This window comes from Bifidobacterium sp. W8103 (assembly GCF_016100775.1).
Classification (GTDB): Bacteria; Actinomycetota; Actinomycetes; order Actinomycetales; family Bifidobacteriaceae; genus Bombiscardovia; species Bombiscardovia choladohabitans.
Map to the genome: position 1 here is coordinate 736,462 of NZ_JACFRV010000001.1, position 20,254 is coordinate 756,715.

Annotated in this window: 13 protein-coding genes; 3 read left to right on the forward strand and 10 right to left on the reverse strand. The window is 61.0% G+C overall.

Going from position 1 to position 20,254, the window contains the following annotated elements; all coding sequences use genetic code 11:
* The first annotated feature begins 295 nt into the window (after nt 1–295).
* Together H3U90_RS02795 and H3U90_RS02800 are read left to right on the forward strand one after the other, a co-directional pair.
* Nucleotides 296–2,797: a GH36-type glycosyl hydrolase domain-containing protein gene (locus H3U90_RS02795; protein ID WP_198176953.1), complete on the forward strand. Its 2,502-nt coding sequence runs from the start codon at nt 296–298 to the stop codon at nt 2,795–2,797.
* Nucleotides 2,798–2,873: 76 nt separating this feature from the next.
* Nucleotides 2,874–3,713: an alpha/beta hydrolase gene (locus H3U90_RS02800; RefSeq protein ID WP_198176954.1), complete on the forward strand. Its 840-nt coding sequence runs from the start codon at nt 2,874–2,876 to the stop codon at nt 3,711–3,713.
* 91 nt (nt 3,714–3,804) lie between these two features.
* Here H3U90_RS02800 and H3U90_RS02805 read toward each other — a convergent pair whose 3' ends face one another.
* The 10 genes from H3U90_RS02805 to H3U90_RS02850 all read right to left on the reverse strand — a co-directional run bounded on the left by H3U90_RS02805 (nt 3,805) and on the right by H3U90_RS02850 (nt 19,248).
* A complete protein-coding gene (locus tag H3U90_RS02805; protein ID WP_198176955.1) occupies nt 3,805–5,844 on the reverse strand; it encodes a beta-galactosidase in 2,040 nt (679 codons plus the stop codon).
* 89 nt (nt 5,845–5,933) lie between these two features.
* The gene (locus tag H3U90_RS02810) at nt 5,934–7,436 is read right to left on the reverse strand and encodes a glycoside hydrolase family 43 protein (protein WP_198176956.1); all 1,503 of its coding nucleotides are present in this window, start codon (nt 7,434–7,436) and stop codon (nt 5,934–5,936) included.
* Between the two features lie 12 nt (nt 7,437–7,448).
* The gene (locus tag H3U90_RS02815) at nt 7,449–8,528 is read right to left on the reverse strand and encodes a glycoside hydrolase family 5 protein (protein ID WP_198176957.1); all 1,080 of its coding nucleotides are present in this window, start codon (nt 8,526–8,528) and stop codon (nt 7,449–7,451) included.
* Between the two features lie 183 nt (nt 8,529–8,711).
* Complete coding sequence (gene yicI / locus H3U90_RS02820; RefSeq protein ID WP_198176958.1) at nt 8,712–10,739, reverse strand: alpha-xylosidase; 2,028 nt, start codon at nt 10,737–10,739, stop codon at nt 8,712–8,714.
* A 76-nt stretch (nt 10,740–10,815) separates the two neighbouring features.
* On the reverse strand, nt 10,816–12,339 hold the full coding sequence (locus tag H3U90_RS02825; protein ID WP_198176959.1) for an alpha-L-fucosidase: 1,524 nt from the start codon (nt 12,337–12,339) through the stop codon (nt 10,816–10,818).
* Nucleotides 12,326–13,003, reverse strand: coding sequence for an SGNH/GDSL hydrolase family protein (locus H3U90_RS02830; RefSeq protein ID WP_198176960.1), 678 nt, complete (start codon nt 13,001–13,003; stop codon nt 12,326–12,328). Before H3U90_RS02830 ends, H3U90_RS02825 begins: the two co-directional genes overlap by 14 nt.
* A 245-nt stretch (nt 13,004–13,248) precedes the next feature.
* The gene (locus H3U90_RS02835) at nt 13,249–15,000 is read right to left on the reverse strand and encodes an ABC transporter substrate-binding protein (protein ID WP_198176961.1); all 1,752 of its coding nucleotides are present in this window, start codon (nt 14,998–15,000) and stop codon (nt 13,249–13,251) included.
* Between the two features lie 157 nt (nt 15,001–15,157).
* Entirely contained in the window at nt 15,158–16,903 is a 1,746-nt protein-coding gene (locus tag H3U90_RS02840) for an ABC transporter substrate-binding protein (protein ID WP_198176962.1), read from the reverse strand.
* Between the two features lie 361 nt (nt 16,904–17,264).
* Complete coding sequence (locus tag H3U90_RS02845) at nt 17,265–18,194, reverse strand: carbohydrate ABC transporter permease (protein ID WP_198176963.1); 930 nt, start codon at nt 18,192–18,194, stop codon at nt 17,265–17,267.
* A 31-nt stretch (nt 18,195–18,225) separates the two neighbouring features.
* On the reverse strand, nt 18,226–19,248 hold the full coding sequence (locus H3U90_RS02850) for an ABC transporter permease (RefSeq protein WP_198176964.1): 1,023 nt from the start codon (nt 19,246–19,248) through the stop codon (nt 18,226–18,228).
* A gap of 350 nt (nt 19,249–19,598) precedes the next feature.
* Between H3U90_RS02850 and H3U90_RS02855 the strand changes: the two genes are divergently transcribed.
* A complete protein-coding gene (locus H3U90_RS02855; RefSeq protein ID WP_198176965.1) occupies nt 19,599–20,249 on the forward strand; it encodes a YesL family protein in 651 nt (216 codons plus the stop codon).
* Nucleotides 20,250–20,254 lie beyond the last annotated feature (5 nt).

Below are 20,254 nucleotides of genomic sequence, written 5' to 3' on the forward strand. Positions count from 1 at the left end.
TCGGGCCTGTTGGTCGCCGCATGAATTCAACCATTATAGGAAATCCGCACACGCTTATCTATAGGTTTATCAATGAATGCTATCATCTTAGTCAAACGATAATACAAACGCGGGTCGCAAGCCTTGGCTGTCCTTCCCGGAGCGGGGTACGATTCCGGCAGCTATTCCGGCAGGACACTGCTGCTTTCAAGGGGTTGTGACGCCCCTGGACAGTCCTGAAGGGTCGCCTACGGCCTGCCCACCTGGCCCCAACCCGACGAGGCTGGGCCAAGGTCGCATTGAGGATAGGGAGAACATGCAATACGGTCATTTTGACGACGCAGCCAGAGAGTATGTCATCGACACACCCGCCACCCCGTTGCCCTGGATCAACTATCTGGGCAACCAGGACTTCTTCTCCCTCATCTCCAACACAGGCGGCGGTTATTCCTTCTATAAGGACGCCAAGCTCCAGAGGATAACCCGCTACCGCTACAACGGGGTACCAGCCGACAACGGCAGCCGCAACTACTACCTGAGCCTTATGGATCGGGACAACCCAGAGTCCGCCCCCCTGGCCACCTGGTCGCCCACCTTCCTGCCCTCAAGGACTCCCCTGGACCGGTACAGCTGCCGCCAGGGGACCGGATACACCATCTTCGAATCCTCCTACAAGGGGATCGATACGGTCATGACCGCCTTCGTTCCCGTGGATGCCGATGCCGAAATCAACCGTCTAAAAATCAGGAACACCACCGACTCCCCCATCCTCCTGGATGTGACCGGCTGCGTGGAGTGGTGCCTGTGGAACGCCGTGGACGACTCCAGCAACTTCCAGCGCAATCTGTCTACAGGCGAAGTGGAGGTAGAGCAGGGCCCGGAAGCCACCATTGTCTATCACAAGACCGAGTACAAGGAACGCCGGGACCATTACGCCTTCTTCGGGGTCAACCGGCCCACCTGCGGGTTCGACACCAGCAGGGACGAGTTCCTGGGTAAGTTCAACGGCTGGGACACCCCAGAAGCCATCACCGAGGGCAGGGCCCGCAACTCCGTGGCACACGGTTGGTTCCCTATAGCCGCCAACAGGGTCAGGCTGTCCCTGGATCCCGGCCAGGAGGAGAGCCTGGTATTCATCCTGGGCTATGTCCAGCTGCCCAAGGAAGACAAGTGGGAGGACCCCGATGACCCTTCCAAGGTGGGAATCATCAACAAGAGGCCAGCGCACGCCCTCTTCGACCGCTTCAGGAGGGACGACCAGGTCGACCAGGCCTTCGCCGACCTCAAGGCCTACTGGACCGCCATCCTGGGCCGGTTCACCCTGGACAGTGGCGACCCTCGCCTGGATCGAATGGTCAACATCTGGCACCAGTACCAGTGCATGGTCACCTTCAACCTCTCGCGCTCGGCCTCCTATTTCGAGTCAGGCACGGGGAGGGGAATGGGCTTCCGCGACTCCAACCAGGACCTCCTGGGCTTTGTCCACCTGATCCCCGACCGCGCCCGTCAGCGCATCATCGACATCGCCTCAACCCAGCTGGAGGATGGGTCGGCCTGGCACCAGTACCAGCCCCTGACCAAGAGGGGGAACGCCGACATCGGCGGCGGCTTCAACGACGACCCCCTCTGGCTGGTGGCCGGCACCTACGCCTACCTGGCCGAGACCGGGGATTCCTCCATCCTGGAGGAGCCCGTCCCCTTCAACAATGTGGAGGGGACCGAGAAACCCCTCCTGGAGCACCTGCGCCGGTCGATCGGGTTCACGATGAACCACCTGGGCCCGCATGACCTCCCCCTGATCGGACGGGCCGACTGGAACGACTGCCTTGACCTCAACTGCTTCTCCGATACACCGGGAGAGAGTTTCCAGACCGTAGAAAACAATGACACAGGTGTGGCCGAGTCGGTCCTAATCGGAGGCATGTTCGTCCTATACGCCGGCCACTATGCCGACATCCTGGACCATTACGGGACGGATTGCGGGATGGACAGGGATGCTGTGGACCAGGAAACCGCCTCGGTCCGCCAGGCCATCGAAAAGATGATCCATGCCGTGGAGGAGGCCGGCTGGGACGGCCAGTGGTTCCTCAGGGCCTACGACGCTTACTCCCGTCCTGTCGGTTCCCACGCCGACACCGAGGGACAGATCTACATCGAACCCCAGGGGATGTGTGTGATGGCCGGTATCGGTCTCGATGACGGCAAGGCCCGACGGGCCCTGACCTCGGTCAAGGAGAGGCTGACCTCCTCCTGGGGTACGGCCATCCTGGCCCCCGCCTATTCCACCTACCGGATCGAACTGGGCGAGATCTCCTCCTATCCCAGGGGATACAAGGAGAACGGCGGCATCTTCTGCCACGTCAACCCCTGGATCTCCATAGCCAACGCCATGGTCGGCGATGACGAAGAGGCCTTCGCGGTCTACAGGCGTACCTGCCCGGCCTACCTGGAGGAGAAGTCCGACATCCGCAAGGTGGAGCCCTACGTCTACTGCCAGATGATGGCCGGTCCTGAGTCCCCCACCCCCGGCGAAGGAAAGAACTCCTGGCTGACAGGCACGGCCGCCTGGTCTTTCGTGGATGTCTCCCAGTACCTGCTGGGGGTCAGGCCCACCTTGGACGGACTGGTCATCGAACCCCACCTGCCCGCCGAATTCAATGACCTGACCGTCGGCAGGACCTGGAGGGGGGTCACCTATCGGATCTCCATGAAACGGACCGGAAGGCGTTCGGTCAGCCTGGACGGCCACGAACTGAGTGGCGGGATGGTACCACCCCAGACCAGCGAAAATCCGGTGGACGTGACCGTGACCTTCTGAGGTGACACTGGGTCATCCGGTGATTTACAATGAGCCACGGCCTGCGGGCCCCAACTATCGAAGAGGATGAGAGCAGATGCAGTATTTTGAACAGGAGATTGAGGGGATTGACGGAAGCCGGGCCAAGTTCGTCGGCTACAGCCTGGACAACAGCCAGGAGGTAGTGCCGGACCGGGTCCGCCCATCGGTCCTGATCATTCCCGGAGGCGGCTATGAGATGACCTCCGACAGGGAGGCCGAGCCCATCGCCACACAGTTCCTGGCGGCTGGCTGCAATGCCTTCATCCTGCGCTATTCCTGCTGGCCCTCCGTGTACCCGACGGCCCTGGTCGAGGCGGCCGAAGCCATGAAGCGCATCCGTGAGCACGCCGACCAGTGGCACGTGGACCCCAAAGCCATCAGCATCATGGGCTTCTCAGCCGGTGGCCACCTGGCGGCCAACCTGGCCACGACCGCCGGAGACCAGGACCTCCGGGCCCATGGCTATGACCCCGACGCCGTCCGCCCCGACGGCCTCATGCTGGGTTATCCGGTCATCACCTCCGGCCCCCTCGCACACCGGGGGAGCATCGACCACCTCCTGGGCGACAAGAAGGAGGACCCTGCAGCCCTGGAAGCGGTTTCCATCGAGAAGCACATAGACAGCAAGACCCCGCCCGTATTCGTCTGGCACACCATGGAGGATGGCCTGGTCCCTCCGGAGAACACCCTCATGCTGGTAGAAGCATGCAAGCAGGCTGGGGTCAGCGTGGAAGCCCACCTCTTCCCCCACGGAGGCCACGGTCTGGGCCTGGGGACTGAAGAGACCGCCTGGCAGGGCACCAATGGAATCGAACCCTGCGTGCAGATCTGGCCCCGTCTCGCGGCCGCCTGGATCAAGCGGACCTTCAGGGACCAGGAAGGTCCGACCGCCTGACTCCCGCCCACACCCCTAGCTCCATCCTGGCCCGGATCTCCTTGATGCCGGCCATGACAGGACCCGGATACTCAGGTTCACCGTTGGCCGGTCAGGCCAGTGCGACCAGAGCCACCCCGTAGGGCGGCATATCCAGTGGGCCAGACACCCGGCCGCCGGCCAGGAGGTCCTCACCGCCCTTCAGGAGGGGGAGGTCGGCGGTAATTGGTGAACGGGCCGAGTTGATCACGATGGCATACCGGGTCCCATCATCCGATTGGCGGAGGGAAAGGCTGACGTCCTTGGGAGTGTCGACCGCAGGGAGCCCCAGGCTGTCAATGATGGGATCCATGAAGGCATCCATGCCGGCCTCGTCCAAGGGAGTGCCAACGAAGTAGGCCCTTCCCCCGCCGAAACCGTTCACCGTCAGGGCCGGGCTGCCGGCGTAGAAGTCGCCGCCCCCGTAGGAGGCAAGGGGCTTGGCTCCCTCGCAATGAATCAGGCAGGCCACGATCTGACCGGCAGGATGGCCGTCGACAGCTGCCAGACCTTCCACCGGCATGGTTTCATCAGGCGCCAGGGCATCGATCTCCTCGACCCAGACACCGGTCAGCTTCCTTAGAGCACCCGGATACCCGCCTGGAACCACCAGGTCGCGTTCGTCGTGGATACCGGCCATATAGCCGGTGACGAAAGTGCCCCCATCGGATACATAGGACTCCAGGTGGTCTGCCACACCAGGCAATAGGGAGATCAGGGCCGGGGCCAGGATCAGGTCGTACTTCTTCAGGGTCTCGACCGGGGCCGTGCTCGGGATGAAGTCCACGGCCAGGTTGCGGCGGTAGAGGGGCCGGTAGAAGCGATGGACCTCCTTGGGGTAGGAGAATCCTGCCGTGGGGCCCACACAACCTTCCAGGGACCAGTAGCTCTGCCAGTCGAACATGATGGCCGCCCTGGCCACCACTCGGCTACCCATGAGGCGGGCCCCCACCCGGTCCAGTTCGGCCCCCAGGGCGGCGGTCTCTTTGAAGACTCGGGATTCCTCACTCCCGCTGTGGTCTATGACAGCCCCGTGGAAGCGCTCGCAGCCACCCAGGGACTGTTTCATCTGGAAGAACTGCACCGTGTCGGCCCCATGGGCCACGGCCTGCCAACTGAGCTTGCGGACCTCGCCGGGCCGCTTGACCTTGCAGAAGGGGAACCAGTTCTGCTGATTGGGTGTCTGCTCCATCAGCATGAAGGGACGGCCTCCGCCGACCCCCCGCATGAGGTCGTGGGACATTGCCGTGAAGCTGGATGGGGTGTCCATGCCCGGATAGTTGTCCCAGCTGACCAGGTCCATCTGCTGGGCCCACTCGAAGTAGTCCAGGTCCTTGAAAGTCCCCATCAGGTTGGTGGTGATTGGCGTGGACCCGTCGTGGCGGCGGATGGCGTCACGCTCATTGGTAAAGCAGGCCAGCTGTGCCTGCTCCTGGAAGCGGCGGTAATCCATCTGCAGGCCGGAGATCACGCACTTGTTCTCACCGATCCCATCCCCGTAGGTTACAGGTGGAACCACGTCATCCCAGTCGTAGATGGTGTGGCTCCAGAAATTGGCGTACCAGGCCTGGTTGAGGGCCTGGACCGTGCCGTACTTTTCCTTCAGCCAGACCCGGAAGGCCCGGGCACAGCCCTCGCAGTAACACAGGCCACCGCCACCGCCGTACTCGTTGCCCACATGCCAGGCCACCAGACCCGGGGTGTCGGCGTAGCGCTCGGCCAGATGGCCTGCCAGAGCCCCGGAGGCCTGTCGGAAGTATTCACTGGTGGGGCAGAAGTTGTGCCGCCCACCGGAAACGCGATGCCTGCCCTCCTGGTCGGTCCGGATCACCTCTGGGTGGGTTCTGACCATCCAGGCGGGCAGGGCCGCCGTCCCCGTAGCCATGACGATGTTGAACCGGTGCTTGACCAGGAGGGCCACAATCTTATCCAGCATGGAGAAGTCATATCTTTCTTCCGAAGGCTGCAGAAGGGCCCAGGAGAAGACGTTGATGGTGGCCTCGTTGATGTGGGCGTCCTCGAGCTTCTCGATGTCCTGTTCCCAGGTGTCCTCCGGCCACTGTTCCGGATTCCAATCGCCCCCGAACAGGAAGCTGCTGAATGTCGGTTTCATGATCGATCTCCTTCAAGTCGTCCGACGGGCACTAGATGGCACCATAGCGGGCGACTTCTCTTGTTGTTTTTTGCGAACGAACAGATTGCTCAGACCCGGTAGGTCACCGGATCGAAGGTAACTCGTCCGGAACCGTGGGCGTAGACCCCCAGAAGGATTCCGGTGAAGCCACCGGCATTGGTGAAGCTGAGGACCTTGCCCGGGGCATGACCCAGGTCGTGATCCCCGTCCCGACCCACAGCACGGAAGGCGTAACCCATCTCGTCCCCCCTGATCTCAAGGCCTATGGGTGCCCCGGCAGGCAGGTCCGCGGACCCCACCAGGCTGACCAGGCCGGCGTTGTGTACCTGGACCCGGACGTGCACCAGACCATTCCGCGCAGGTTCCACCGCCAGATCCATGTAATGGCCGGCATTGGCATAGACGGCCAATCCGGCCTGACCATAAGTCAACTGGGCCGGATCGGGGAGGGTGGCCTTGAGGGTGCAACGAAAGTCGGTCTGCCGGGTCCCGATCATAGGCGCCCCGTCGTCCAGGCCGAAGTCATGACCGGCGGCCTCCACGCGTATGCGGGCCGCCGTCGGGTCACCCGAACCGGTCACGCTGAAACGACCTGCCCTGTCCAGGGAGGGGGTGATCCAGTCAATCCGATCCTCAAGGGCCTCCCCCTCGCCCAGAAGAGGGACATCGTAGGACTGGTCGGCCAGGGTGGGCCATCCATCCTTCCAATCGAACCAGACCTCATAGGACTCCCTGCCCAGCCAACCCTGGGCGGGATACTCATGGTTGTTCCGGGTTCCATGGAAGACCATCAGGGTACGGTCCTCATCGAATCCGGCACAGTCGCAGTGGCCGATGGCCTGAAGGGTCAGATGGGTGCTCCGGTTGGTGATCAGGGGGTTGCCCGGGCACATCTCGTAAGGGCCTGTAGGCGAGGCGGAACGGGCCATGTTCTCCATGTGGCCAGCCTCGGTGCCTCCCTCGGCCCACATCAGATAGTAGAGCCCATCCCTCTTGTACATGTGGGGCCCCTCAGGATTTGCACCGGTGGTCCCCCCGCAGATCCTCTCCCTCTGAGACAGGACTGTCCCAGTGCCCACATCCAGACGGGACAGATAGATACCGGGGACCTCCCTATTGCCTTCCTGGTCAACCTGGTCGCTTTCATTGCCGCAGATGTAGACGGTTCCATCATCATCGAAGAGGAGGGTGGGGTCGATACCGGGCCACCCCTTGACCCACAGAGGATCGGACCATCCTTGATGGGGGTCCGGCGTGGTCATGATCATGGTCCCCTTGTTGACGTTGGTGACGATCAGGTAGAACAGGCCGTCATGCCAGCGCAGGGTGGGAGCATAGATGCCCCCGCTGTTGCCCATACCCTCGCAGGGGAACTGGGAAGGTCGGTCCATGGCGTTCCCTATCAAGGCCCAATGCTTCCCGTCGCCACTCTCGTATACGGGAAGGCCCGGGAAATACTCGAAAGAGCTGTTGACCAGGAAGTAGCGGCCCGAAGGGGCACGGCAGATGGTCGGGTCCGGGTGGAATCCTGAGGCGATCCGGCGGGCGGGTTTGCAGTTGAACAGGGTCATCGCGGCACCTCCCTACTGGCGGTCCGCCCTGGCCTGGGCGAATAAGGAGGCCATGTCGGGGTCGAAGAAGCGGCCGGTGGTCCGGTCCAGGAAACACATCTCCTTGGTGGAGGTATCCCAGAGGACCGGGCAGGATCCGTTCTCGCGGCAGCAGTTCAGAACGGTCGATATCCACTTGAGGTTACTGGCATGGTCCTTCCCATCCACGGCCTCGGTCAACAGACCGTATTCTCCGATGATTACGGGGATACCGGCATCGACAAAGCGGCGGCGCTGGGCGGCGAAATCCGCCTCCACTGCCTTGATGTCCGCCTCACTGCCCCACTCCTGCCTGGGTTTGCACCATGTGGTGTCGTGTGTGGCCAGGGCGAAATCGGCCGGTGAGTAATAGTGGATGGATACGATCAGCCGGTCCGCCGTGCTGTCTTTGGGCAGGTGGTAACGGGAGTCACAGGTCATGGCCGTGTCGGTGTTGTAACCGGGAATCAGCAGGAAGCGGTCGGCGTTGTGCGATCCACTCGCCCTGACCGTGTCGACGAAGATCTGGTTGAGCCTCTCCAGGAGGACATAGGCCTGGTCCCGGTCCATGTCATCGAAACCGATCTCGTTGCCACCCTCCAGGATGAGGTCCTGCCCGTAATCCTTGAACGTGTCGGCGATCTCACGCCAGAGACCGGCGAATCGCCTGCAGACCCCATCCGGGTCCTTGTCCGCCTTGCGGATCCAGGGGAGGTCGCCCTCACCACCATCATGATGGACGTTGACGATCACCTTGAGCCCTGCATCCAGACTCCAGTCGACGGCCCGGCGGACCGCGTTCATCCAGATGGAGTCCACGTGGCCCTCCCCGTCAATCCACTCCACCCAGGTGACCGGGATGCGGATGGTGTCGAACCCGGCCTGCCTGACCAGGCGGGCGCACCCAGGGGTGAAAGGCTGGTTGAACCAGAGCTTCTCCTGATCCTCCGGGGTCCAGGTCCGACCCTCTTTCACAGCCCTCGCATGCTCTCCTTGGAGGGGAAAAGCATCGAAGGTATTGCCCAGGTTCCAGCCCAGGCCCAACTGTCTGACGAATTCAAGGGCGGTCGTCATGAACCATCCACTTCCTTCTGCCGATAAGGCTGTATCGATAGGGGATGCACCACCTGACGGCAGGGTCTCCAATCGGTGGGAAGCCTACGGGCACATGCATCCATTGGCGTTTTCATTTATGCAATCCAGGTCCTCCCCGACCTGCCGGTCCGGGGAGGACCGCACGTGGCAGCAGATTCCGGCTCACACGTGGAGGGGGTCTGTGCCTGGTCTGACCAGGACCGGCAGGGTGTGGTAGTCGTAGGTCTCCTGGTACCAGCGTCCGGGCTCATAGGTCTTTCCTGTCAGCATGTTGGCCCAGGGTCGGCCCGTGCCCTCATCAGGCACGTAGAAGCGGGCGGTCCCGTCCTCGTTGAAGATTGGGGCCACCAGGATGTCGTCACCCAACATGTACTGAGTGTCGATGTCCTCGCAGGTCGGGTCGCTGGGGAATTCCAGGACCATGGCCCTCATCATGGGCAGGCCCGTCTCATGGGTCTCATGCGACATCTTGATCAGATAGGGCACAAGACGCTGCTTGAGCTTGGCGAACTCACGGGTGACCTCGACGGCCTCATCCCCGTATAGCCAAGGAACCTTATACGCGGTGGACCCGTGGTAGCGGGAGTGCGAGGAAAGGAGGCCGAACTGGGTCCAGCGCTTGTAGATGTCGGGGGTGGGCTGATCCTCGAAGCCGGCGATGTCATGGCTCCAGTAACCGAATCCGCTCATACCGAAGGAGAGGCCGGCCCTCAGACTTTCAGCCATGGAGGGGTAGTTGGAGGTGCAGTCCCCGCCCCAGTGGACCGGATAGCACTGTCCGCCCACCGTCGCCGAGCGGGCGAAGAGGATGGCCTGGTCGGCCCCCTTCACCTCGACCAGGAGGTCATAGACGGCCTTGTTGTACAGGAGGGTGTAATAGTTGTGCATCTTGACCGGATCGGAACCGTCGTAATAGACGACGCCCTCGGTGGGGATGCGCTCGCCGAAGTCGGTCTTGAAGCAGTCCACGCCCTGGTCCAGCAGGTGCCTGAGCTTACTCTGGTACCAGGCCGTCGCCTCGGGGTTGGTGAAGTCGACGATGGCCATGCCTGCCTGCCACTTGTCCCACTGCCAGACCTGGCCGTCGGTGCGCTTGATGAAGTACCCCTTCTCGGCCCCTTCCTTGAAGAGTTTGGATTTTTGGGCAATGTAGGGGTTGATCCAGGCACAGACCTTGAGGCCCTTCTGGTGGAGGCGGGCCAGCATCCCTTCGGGGTCCGGGAAGGCGGAGTGTTTCCACTCGAAGTTGCACCATTCCAGGTCGTCCATCCAGCGACAGTCGAAGTGGAAGACCGACAGGGGGATGTCCCGCTCCGCCATGCCGTCGACGAACTCGTTGACGGTCTTCTCGTCATAGTCGGTGGTAAAGGAGGTCGACAGCCACAAACCGAAGCTCCAGTCGGGGACCAGTGGGGGTTTGCCTGTCAGATCGGTATAGGTGTTGAGCACCCCTTTGAGGTCCTGGCCGCCAATCACCGAATATGTCAGCTCCTGGCCGGGGACGGAGAACTGGACCTTGGAGACCTCGTCGGAACCGATCTCGAACTCCACCTTGTCAGTGGAATCCACGAAGACCCCATACCCCCGATTGCTCATATAGAAGGGGACGTTCTTGTAGGCCTGGGCCGTGCCTGTGCCACCATCCTGATTCCAGATGGTGACCGTCTGCCCATTCTTGACGAAGTTGGTGAAGCGCTCGCCCAGGCCGTAGATCTTCTCTCCTACGCCCAGGTTGAGGGACTCGACCACGTGTGGCTTGCCATCGTCATCGGTCACAAGGGCCTTGCCCCTCCACGCCGACTTGGTCAGCGGACGGCCCTCATACTCATACTCGAAGTCGATGGCGTCACCCTTGGCGATCTTCAGGGCCAGCCTGCCACTGGTGAAGGTCCATCCCCTCTCATCCTCCTCGATCCTCACCGGGGGATCAGTCCGGTTCAGCGTGAATTGGGGGTCATGGCTGTGGTCCTGCCTGTAGTTGATGATCCGGGTGGTGATGATGTCGGGACGGGGGGAGGTGACTTCGATGGTGAGCAGTCCTCCGTCCAGGGTCATGCCGGGATTCCTGATCACCTGGAAGGGGGCGTAGAGGGTCAGTCTCTTCTCTTCGACGTCCGCGCTGTAGATATTGGCCGCATATTTGACGTCGAAACCGTCGCGCACAAGCCATTCTCCGTTGAGGAACTTCATATCTTCCTATCTTTCCTTGTTGTTGTCGGTCACTAAGTCCTCGGGCCGCTGACAGAAATCCCGCAGGGGCCGAATCTCACTCCACGTCGATCCGGATGCCCAGTGGCAGGCCGCTGGCCGTGGTTCCAACGGGGTCCTTGAGGCCCTGAACCGCCAGTCCCCGGTCCGTCAGCTCGTAGCTGACCGGTCCTGCACCCAACTGGCTGACCTGGCGGACAATCCCCTGAAAGACAGACCCTTCCTTGCCAAGTGGGGCAAAGGCCTTGATAAGGGCCCGTCCATCTGCGGCCGGCTTGAGCTGGTAGGCGTAGATGGCGCCTGATGCCGAGGTGAACCGGAAATCCTCGGGGGTGAAGACGGCCTCGGTCTGGTCCGCGAAGGACCCCGCTGCCGGGTGGGTGGGACCCTCCTGGGCGACCCACCAGGGGCGGGATCCATAGATCCCCTCCCCATTCACATCCATCCACCGACCGATGGATTCCAACATCCCCTCCTCCTCGGGGTCGATGGACCCGTCGGCGCAAGGGCCCACGTTGAGCATGAGATTGCCGTTCTTGCTGACCGCGTCAAGGAGGGCGGCCAGGATTTCAGCCACCGACTTGTGGTCCAGGGTGGTCGTGTGGCACCAGGAGTTGCGGGCGATGGCAGTGTCCGTCTGCCAGACGAAGGGTGTGGGGTTGGCGAAGCCGCCGCGCTCCACGTCCACGATGCCCGAGCCCCAGGCCATGCCGTCCATCTTGTAACAGATGGCGGTCGGAATCCCCCACTCGACTGACCGGTCGTAGTAGTAAGCAGCCAGGCGCTGTAAATAAGGCTTGAAGGCCTCGTGCTGGACCCACCAGTCGAAGTAGAGGAGTTCGGGCCGGTAGGCGTCGATCACCTCGCAGACCCGCAGGAGCCAGTCATCCAGGTACTCCTTGGTGGGATAGGGCTTGCTGAAGAGGTCCTGGTTGTCGGGCTCGGGCATGGCGGGCCAGTAGAAGTCACCCCTCTTCATGGGCTGATGCACGTCGCTGTCGAACTCCTGCCCGTGGCCCATGAACCACCAGTGCTCAGCCCGGTGGTCGGACAGAGCGAAGTGAAGCCCCTCATCCAGAGTGGCCCGCCGCAGCTCACCGATCAGGTCGCGATGGGGCCCCTTGTCGAAGGCGTTCCATTCCGACAGGTCGCTGCGGTACATCTGGAATCCATCGTGGTGCTCGGCCACGGGCATGTAGTAGCGGGCACCGGCCCGGCGGAAGAGGTCCAGCCACTGGTCGGGGTTGAAACGCTCCGCCTTGAACATGGGGATGAAGTCCTTGTAACCGAACTCCTTCTGGGGTCCGTAGGTCTTCACGTGGTGGTCGAACTCCGGGTATCCCTTGATGTACATGTTGCGCGAGTACCACTCGTTACGGTAAGCAGGCACGCTGTACAGGCCCCAGTGGGTGAAAATGCCAAACTTGGCATCGGCGAACCAGGTGGGGGGCTCCATGGCGCACAGGGAGGCCCAATCGGCCTTGAAGGCACCCCGGCTGATCTCGGCATCCACCCGCGAAAGGTCGTCGGCCCCGACCACGTCTTCACGCAGGGGACGGGGTTCCTGTTCACTTTTCGTCATCGAATGTGGTCCTTCCCCAGTCGAAGCCGACGGCTTGGAGCCAGGTCCTGGCCACCAGCATATGCCCCTCGATCCCGGGGTGACAACGGTCCATGCTGAGTATGTAGCTGCTCTGTTTCTCGAGGAAGTGATCCATGGCAGCCTGGACGTCCACGTAGATGGCCTTATGTCGGTCCGCCACCTTCCTGGCCACTTCGGCATAACGGTCGACCATGGCCCTCATCGGGTCCTCCCTGTTGGGCTCCATCATGAAGGGGCTCATGACAATCAGACCTTTGACACGGGGCTCGGTCCTGCCCATCAGATCCTCGTAGGTGTGTTCGAATTCATCCAGGGAGACCAGGTCCGCCTGGCGGAAGGGACCGTCAAAGTGACGCCAGACGTCGTTGATCCCTATCATGACGGAGACATAGTCGGGCTTCATGTCGAGCACGTCCCTGTCCCACCGGGCTGCCATCAACTTGATGTCGTCCCCGCTGACTCCCTCATTCATGATCATGAGTTCCCGGTCGGGGTAGACGGCGGTAAGAAGGGCGTGGACCAAGTTGACATAGCCATCGCCGAAGGAGCCCCAGCCGGCAGGAATGGCCTTGTAATCACGGTTGACATCGGTGACCGAGTCCCCACAAAAGACGATCCTTGAGTTCTTTTCAAATGGGAGCATGTAGCTCTCGCACCTCGTTTTCCTTTTCTGTCTTTTCTGTCATTAGCGGCACGGCCCCCTGATTGGAGGAAAGGCCGCATTCGTAGCCGGTGGCCGGAAACGCATCAACCGTGCCACCGGCATGGCAAGGGGAGCGCAACGGAGGAGGGTGGTTGACCACCCTCCCGGCTAACGCTCCCCACCGGTGCATGCCTGACGGCAGGCAGGGTCACCAGAGCTCCCCCGCCTTACCGTCCGGTGCGGAATCAGTTGCCTTCCGCCTTCTCGCGGTTGGCGAACTGCTTCTTGATGTTGACGCGGGCCGTGTTCTGGTCCTTGGCGTTCTTCATGTCCACATCCAGAACCTGCTTGAAGCCCAGTCCGTCGACCTTGGAACGCATCTCGTCCATCAGGCTGTTGAACTCGTTGTCGTCCTTGGCGAAGACCGCCTTCCAAGAGGTGTTGACGATCTCGGTCTTCACCTGACCGCGCAGGGTGGAGATCTGGGAGGACTCATCGGGCTGGATGAAGCTGGAACCGGGGGCGATCATGAGCTTGTTCGCCTTCTCCAGGTACTGCATGGAGGTCTTGGCCCCGTCCATATGCTCGGACCAATCCTTGTCCAGGGCGGAGTTGCTGAACTGGTCGATGGTGGATTGCCACATGCTGGAGTCATAGGGCTCCTTGGTGTCGGGATCGATGTCGGTGGCCAGCTCGGTGGCAAAGTTCAGGGCGGATACACCGTCGGAGTAAGAGCCGCCACCGAACTGGGCGGAGACCTTGGAGGACTTGTTGCTCTGGAGCTTCTTGCCGAAGTCGGTCAGCTCGGGCTTGCCGTCCTTGATGTCGAAGTTCATGCCCTTGACGTTGCCGGCCATGGCATAGACGCCCTCCCTGGAGTAGAGCCAGTCGATGAAGTTGACCAGGCGCTGCTTGTTCTTGGCCTTGGACCCGACGGCAATGATGGAGGCGCCGCCATTGGGGGTGGCTCCGTAGGAGAAGATCTTCATGTCACCCATGGGGGCCAGCATATAGCCCTTGCCCTGGGCCTTGTTTTCCGTGGTGTTGTAAGCGGCAGGCCCCAGATAGCTCCAGAAGGAGAAGAGAATCTTGCCCTGCTGGTACTTGGCCGACATGGTGTCGTAGTTCTGGGTGGAGGACTCGGGGTCGACCAGGCCCATCTGGTTGGCCTTGTTGAAGAACTGGAGGGCCTTCTCGTACATCCCGCCCTTCTGGGTGACCGACTGGTAGTCGGAGCCGTCGGCCTTGGCCAGGACGAAGCCCATCTCGTCATAACCGAAGTAGGTCGTGGGCTGCTTGGCATTGTTCATCATGTTGCCGTCCCAGTCCTTGAACAGGGAGAAGGCGTAGACGTTCTTGTCGCCGGTCTCGGCCCGAGCCTTGTCCTGCATCTGCTTGAGCACCTGCAGGAAGTCATCCAGGTTGTTGAACTTCGGGTAGCCAATCTCACGGTAGTAGTCCCAGCGGATGTAGGGGCCGAAGACGGGCTCGTTGCCCTCGGAAGGGTCGGTCGGGCTCTTGGTGGAGACACTCTGCGGCACCCCCCAGACCCCGCTGCTCTGGCCCGACAACTTGTTGAGGGCGTCGGTGGCGGTCTTGTACTTCTTGATGTTCTTGGCATTCTTCAGGTACGGCGTCATATCCTCGATCAGGTGTGCCTTGATCAACTTGGTCAGTCTGCCGTTGCCGGCCCCGGTGATGACCAAATCACCCAGGTTCCCGGCCGCCGAACGGGTATCGAAGAGGGTGCTGCCACCACCGGCCACATTGGGCGAGATCATGTTCAACTGAATGTTGAACTTGTCCTTGACCATCTTGGCGAACCAGCCCTTCTGGATGCCTTGATAGTTGGCCAGGTCGTCATAGACATCCACCTTCATCAGGGAGCCGTCGTCCTTCTCGTTGGCGGAGTTGCCTCCGCCGCCGCCACAGCCGGCCAGGGCCAGCGAGGCTGACAGCACCGCTGCCGTCACCACTGCGAGTTTGCTCTTCTTCATGGTTTCCTTGTTACCTTTCTCTGTCATAGTCTGGTTTTCAGACTCCCCGGTCGGCCCGTGCGGTCGCCCGACACGGGCCGACCGGAGTGTGCAAATCTTGATGTGAGGTCCGGGTCCCCCGGGGACTCCGACGAGGGCCGGACGCTCATCCTCCGGTTTACTTCCTGTTTTCGAACTGCTTCTTGATGTCCACCCGGGCCGTGTTCTGATCCTTGGCGTCCTTCATGTCCACATCGAGAACCTGCTTGTAGCCCATCCCGTCAACCTTGGAGCGCATCTCATCAAGGAGGGCATTGAACTCGTTGTCGTCCTTGGCGAAGGAGGCCTTCCAGGAGGCGTTGACGATCTCGGTCTTCACCTGGCCGCGGAGGGTCTTTATCTGGGAGGACTCGTCCGGGGTCACGTAGCTGGAACCGGGGGCCACCATGATCTTGTCGTTCTTCTTCAGATATTCCATGGTGGTCTTGGCCCCGCCCATGTGGGCGGACCAATCGGTGCTCAGCGGGTCCGTGTTCTTGGCCAGCTGCGAGGGCCACATGCTGGCGTTGTAGGGGTAGCCTGTGGAGGGATCCTTGTCCTGGACGATCACAGTCGGGTAGTTCAAGGCCGAGACCCCGTCCTTGTAGGTGCCGCCGCCCCAATCGGCCGGTACATTGGCACCGTTGCCGAAGAGGACCTTCTCGCCGAAATCGGTCAGCTCGGGCTTGCCGTCCTTGACCGTCCAGTTCAGGTTCTTGGGGCCAGCGGACCCGCCGGTCTGGGCACCGGAGGCGTAGACTCCCTCAGGCGAGTAGAGCCAGTCGATGAAGTTGACCAGGCGTTGCTTGTTCTTGGCCTTGGAACCCAAGGCGATGAAGGTGCTCCCCCCGTCAGGTGTGGCGCCGTAGGAGAAGATCTTCATGTCCTCCAGAGGCGCAATCATGAAGCCTTTGCCCTGGGCCTTGTTGTCCGTGGTGTTGTAGGCTGCCTGCCCCAGCCAGGGCCAGAAGGAAAAGAGAATCTTGCCCTGCTGGTACTTGGCGTACATGGTGTCGTAGTTCTGGGTGGTCGACTCGGGATCGACCAGGCCGGCCTGTGATGCCTTGTTGAAGAACTGGAGGGCCTTCTCGTACATCCCGCCCTTCTGGGTAACCGACTGGTAGTCGGAGCCGTCGGCCTTGGCCAGGACGAAGCCCATCTCGTCGTAACCGTAGTAACAGGTGGGCTGTTTGGCGTTGTTCATCATGTTGCCGTCCCAGTCCTTGAAGAGGGACATGGCGTAGATGTTCTTGTCGCCGGTCTCGGCCCGGGCCTTGTCCTGCATCTGCTTGAGAACGGTGATCAGGTCATCCAGGTTGGCGATCCTGGGGTATCCGACCTCCTTGTAGATGTCCCACCGCACGTAAGGGCCGAAGGTGGGCTCCAGCCCCTCGGAGGGTTCCGTAGGCGGCAGGGACGTGACCGAACCGGGCAGGCCCCAGACCCCGCTGGTCTGCCCAGCCACCTTGTTGAAGGCTTCAGTGGCGGACTTGTACTTCTTGATGTTCTTGGCATTCTTCAGGTAGGGCGTCATGTCGTCAATCAGATGGGCCTTGACCAACTTGGCCGCCTGTCCGGAGCCGGAACCGGTGATGACGATGTCGCCCAGATTCCCGGCTGCCGAACGGGTATCGAAGAGGGTGTTGCCCCCGCCCGCCACATTGGGGGCCACGATGTTCAACTTAAGGTTGAACTTATCCTTGACCATCTTGGCGAACCAGCCCTTCTGGATGCCTTGGTAGTTGGCCAGGCCATCGAAGACATCCACCTGCATGAGCGACCCGTCGTCCTTCTCGTTGGCGGAGTTGCCGCCGCCACAGCCCGCCAAGGCCATGGACACAGTTATGACAGCGGCAGCCACCGCCGTCAGCTTCTTGGCTTGCATGTTTCCCCTTTCCAGACACCGTCCGGCTCCTGGGCCCGTCCTGTCACCTTCGGCAGGTCGGCGGACCGCAGGTCATCGGGAGGGTTCTGACTTCCGCTTACATCCTTGTGGCTCATAAGACTGTCTCAACGGCCTGCGGGGCCTTCCTCGGTCGATACGCCCGGCTTCAGACCCCTGCCAACCGCCGACGACTCCGTGAGCGGTGATGGTCAACCCGGTGGTTGATCTCCTTCGGACCGGCGGGGCCACTGCCGGCCTTGCATCTCTCATCGATTTGTCCTCCTTGATGAATCGACATGGACGCTTCCTGGCCGCCGCGCAGGACAGGCCCACACAGCGGCGAGGTTGCATCTCCTCCCGATCAGCCCTTGACGGCGCCGAGCATCATGCCCTTGACGAAGTAACGCTGGAAGAGCGGGTAAATAAATAGGATGGGCAGGACCACGATGACCGAGACGGTCATCCTGATCGACGACGGGGTCTGCTGGGTGGCCAGGGCCGCCATGTTCAAGGCGCCGCCCGCGCTGGCCTTGACTGCACTGGCCAGGGAGCTTGCCTGGTTGATGTACTGATAGAGCAGGTACTGCAGGGAGTAGAGCTTGGAATCAGTCATGTAGATCAAGGTGTCCTGGAAGGAGTTCCACTGGCCGACGGCCGAGAAGATGGCCACCGTGGCCAGAATCGGCGTGCACATGGGCAGGACGATTTTGAAGAAGACCGTCAGGGTGCCGGCACCGTCCACCTCGGCCGCCTCCTGGAGGGACTTGGGAATGGACTCGATGTAGGTCTTCACCAGGATGATGTTGAAGGGCTGCACGATGGCCGGCAGGATGTACACCCAGAAGTTGTTGGTCAGCCCCAGGTTCTTCATCGTGATGAACATGGGAATCAAGCCAGCATTGAAGTACATGGTCACGATGATGAAGCGGTACCAGAACTTGCGGTGCCACATGCCCTGCTGGGTGAAGAGAAAGCCCAGGAAGGCACTGGCCAGTACGGTCAGGGTCGCGCCGATCACGGTACGTCCCAGGGAGACCATGGCGGCTGTGCCCAGACCCTCCAGCTTGAAGACCTCCACATAGTTGCTCCAGTGGACCCCCTTGGGCAGGACGGTGATCTTGCCGGCGGCACTCAAGGTGTTGTCGGAGATGCTGTTGATGATCAGATAATAGAACGGGTAGACGCAGATGAAGGCGAAGAGGATGAAGAAGGCGATGTTGAAGACATTGAACACCTTCTCGCCCTTGGTCCGCTGCAGGAGGGGGGAGACACCCTTCGATTCGATTGCCATGCTGTCACTCATGATTGTTTTCCCCTCACGCTCAGATAATTGACTCGCCACGGGTCCGCTTCGAGGCCCAATTGACCAGGAACAGGAGGACCACACTGACCAGGGATTTCAGCATCGATATGGCCGTAGCCAGAGAGAGGCTGTTCTGGCCCATGCCCACGTTGTAGACGTACAGGTCAAGCACCTGGATGTGCTTGAGATTGAAGGCGTTCTGGAAGACGAAGTACTGATCCATCCCGTTGTTCAGGAAGTTGGAGACGCTCAGCATCAGCATGACCAGGTAGGTGGGCATGAGCTGCGGGACCGTGACATGGATGATCTGCTGGAAGCGGTTTGCCCCATCCACCTGTGCGGCCTCATAGAGTTCGGGATCGATGCCGGATATGCCGGCCAGATAGAGGATGGACCCCCAGCCCAGCCCCTTCCACAGGCTCCACAGGAGCATCTTGAAATAGGTCCCGCTGTCGGAATCCAGGAAGTGGATGGGCTGTGAGATCAGGTGGATGTTCTGCAGGAGCTCATTGACCATGCCGGTGGAGGAGAACATGGCGAATGCCACGGCGTAGACCAGGACCCAGCTGATGAAGTTGGGCAGGGTGGTCAGGGTCTGAATGACGTTCTTGAAGTGCTTGTTGCGAATCTCATTGAGGCCGATGGCGAAGAACAGCGGGAAGAACGAGGTAAGAATGCCCAAGCCACTCATAACGAAGGTGTTGATCAGGACCTGGCCGACCGTGTGCAGCTGGGCCGGGTTCTGGACAATCATCTTGAACCACTGGAAGCCGACGAACTCGCTCTCCGACAGGGGGATGGGGGGCTGGTAGTCATAGAAGGCATATACCCAGCCGAGCAGGGGATAGTAACTGAAAAGGACAACCAGTATCAGAAAGGGGACGGTCAAAAGGAAGAGGTTGATACTGTGCTTCTTCTTGCCGCTTATGCCCCCTTGGCGTTTAGGCTTACCCCGCCGGGTGGCCTTTAAAGGAATGTCGCCAGTTGACATCCTGCCCTCCTGTCTTTCCCTATAAGCCCGCTCCCTTGCGTTGCCAGCCATGCGCCGTATGCTTCCACTACTTTTCGGCGCCGTGTAGACCGTAGTAGGCTTATTTATATGTTTGTAAATAGATTAGTACACCGATTTAACTTAGCTGTCAAGCCACGGTATGCTGCAAGGCATGTCACCACGTAAGACAGGACCGAACCGTCGCCCGTCAATCCAACAGATTGTCCAGGTTGGGCAGGTCCGGGCACCCTCCTGACAGGCCGGTCCGGCAAATGGCCCTGCAGCCGCGGTGCAGCAGACAGACACAACGTCACGGAATGCCGGCCCCACTCTCCTGCCTGCGTGCCACCGCCCCTGCCGGGAAGATCGGCGGGTAGAGTCGAAGAGAGGAAAGGCGGATCATGCACTTCAACCTCGAAAGCCCCTTCTGGCAGTTCGTGAACACCCTGCTCAGATTCACAGCCCTGAACCTGCTCTTCGTCGTCACCTGCATACCCCTGGTCACGATAGGACCCGCCCGCAGCGCCCTGTATGGAACGGTCTTCGCCTATGACGACCACGAGGACATACCCCTCTGCCGACAGTACCTGCAACGCTTCATCCGGGAGTTCAAGCAGTCCATCATCGCCTTCATCATCCACGTGGCGCTGGGTGCCATCGTCATTTACTCACTGGCCTTCTGGCTGAATATGAAGGGGGCGATGACCTATCTCGCCCTCATTATCCTTATCATCGGAACCGTCCTGCTGGTCCTCTCATATGAGTTCTTCTACCCCCTGCAATCCCGCTACACCAATACAGTCTGGGGTTTCTTCAAACTCTCCGTCGGTGTTCCCATGGGGATCCCCCTCTACGCCGTCTGCCTCCTGGCCATCGACGTGGCCTTCGCCTTCCTCGTCTACTATGTGCCCTTCCTGCGGGTCCTGGTCATCATCTTCGGTTTCTCCTGGCTGGCATACGCCAAGTCACTGATCTATCTGCGGGCCTTCGACCGTTTCGAACGCGGAACCAAGGGCGACACCAAGACTACCTACAAGAACGGTTCACTGTGAGGCCG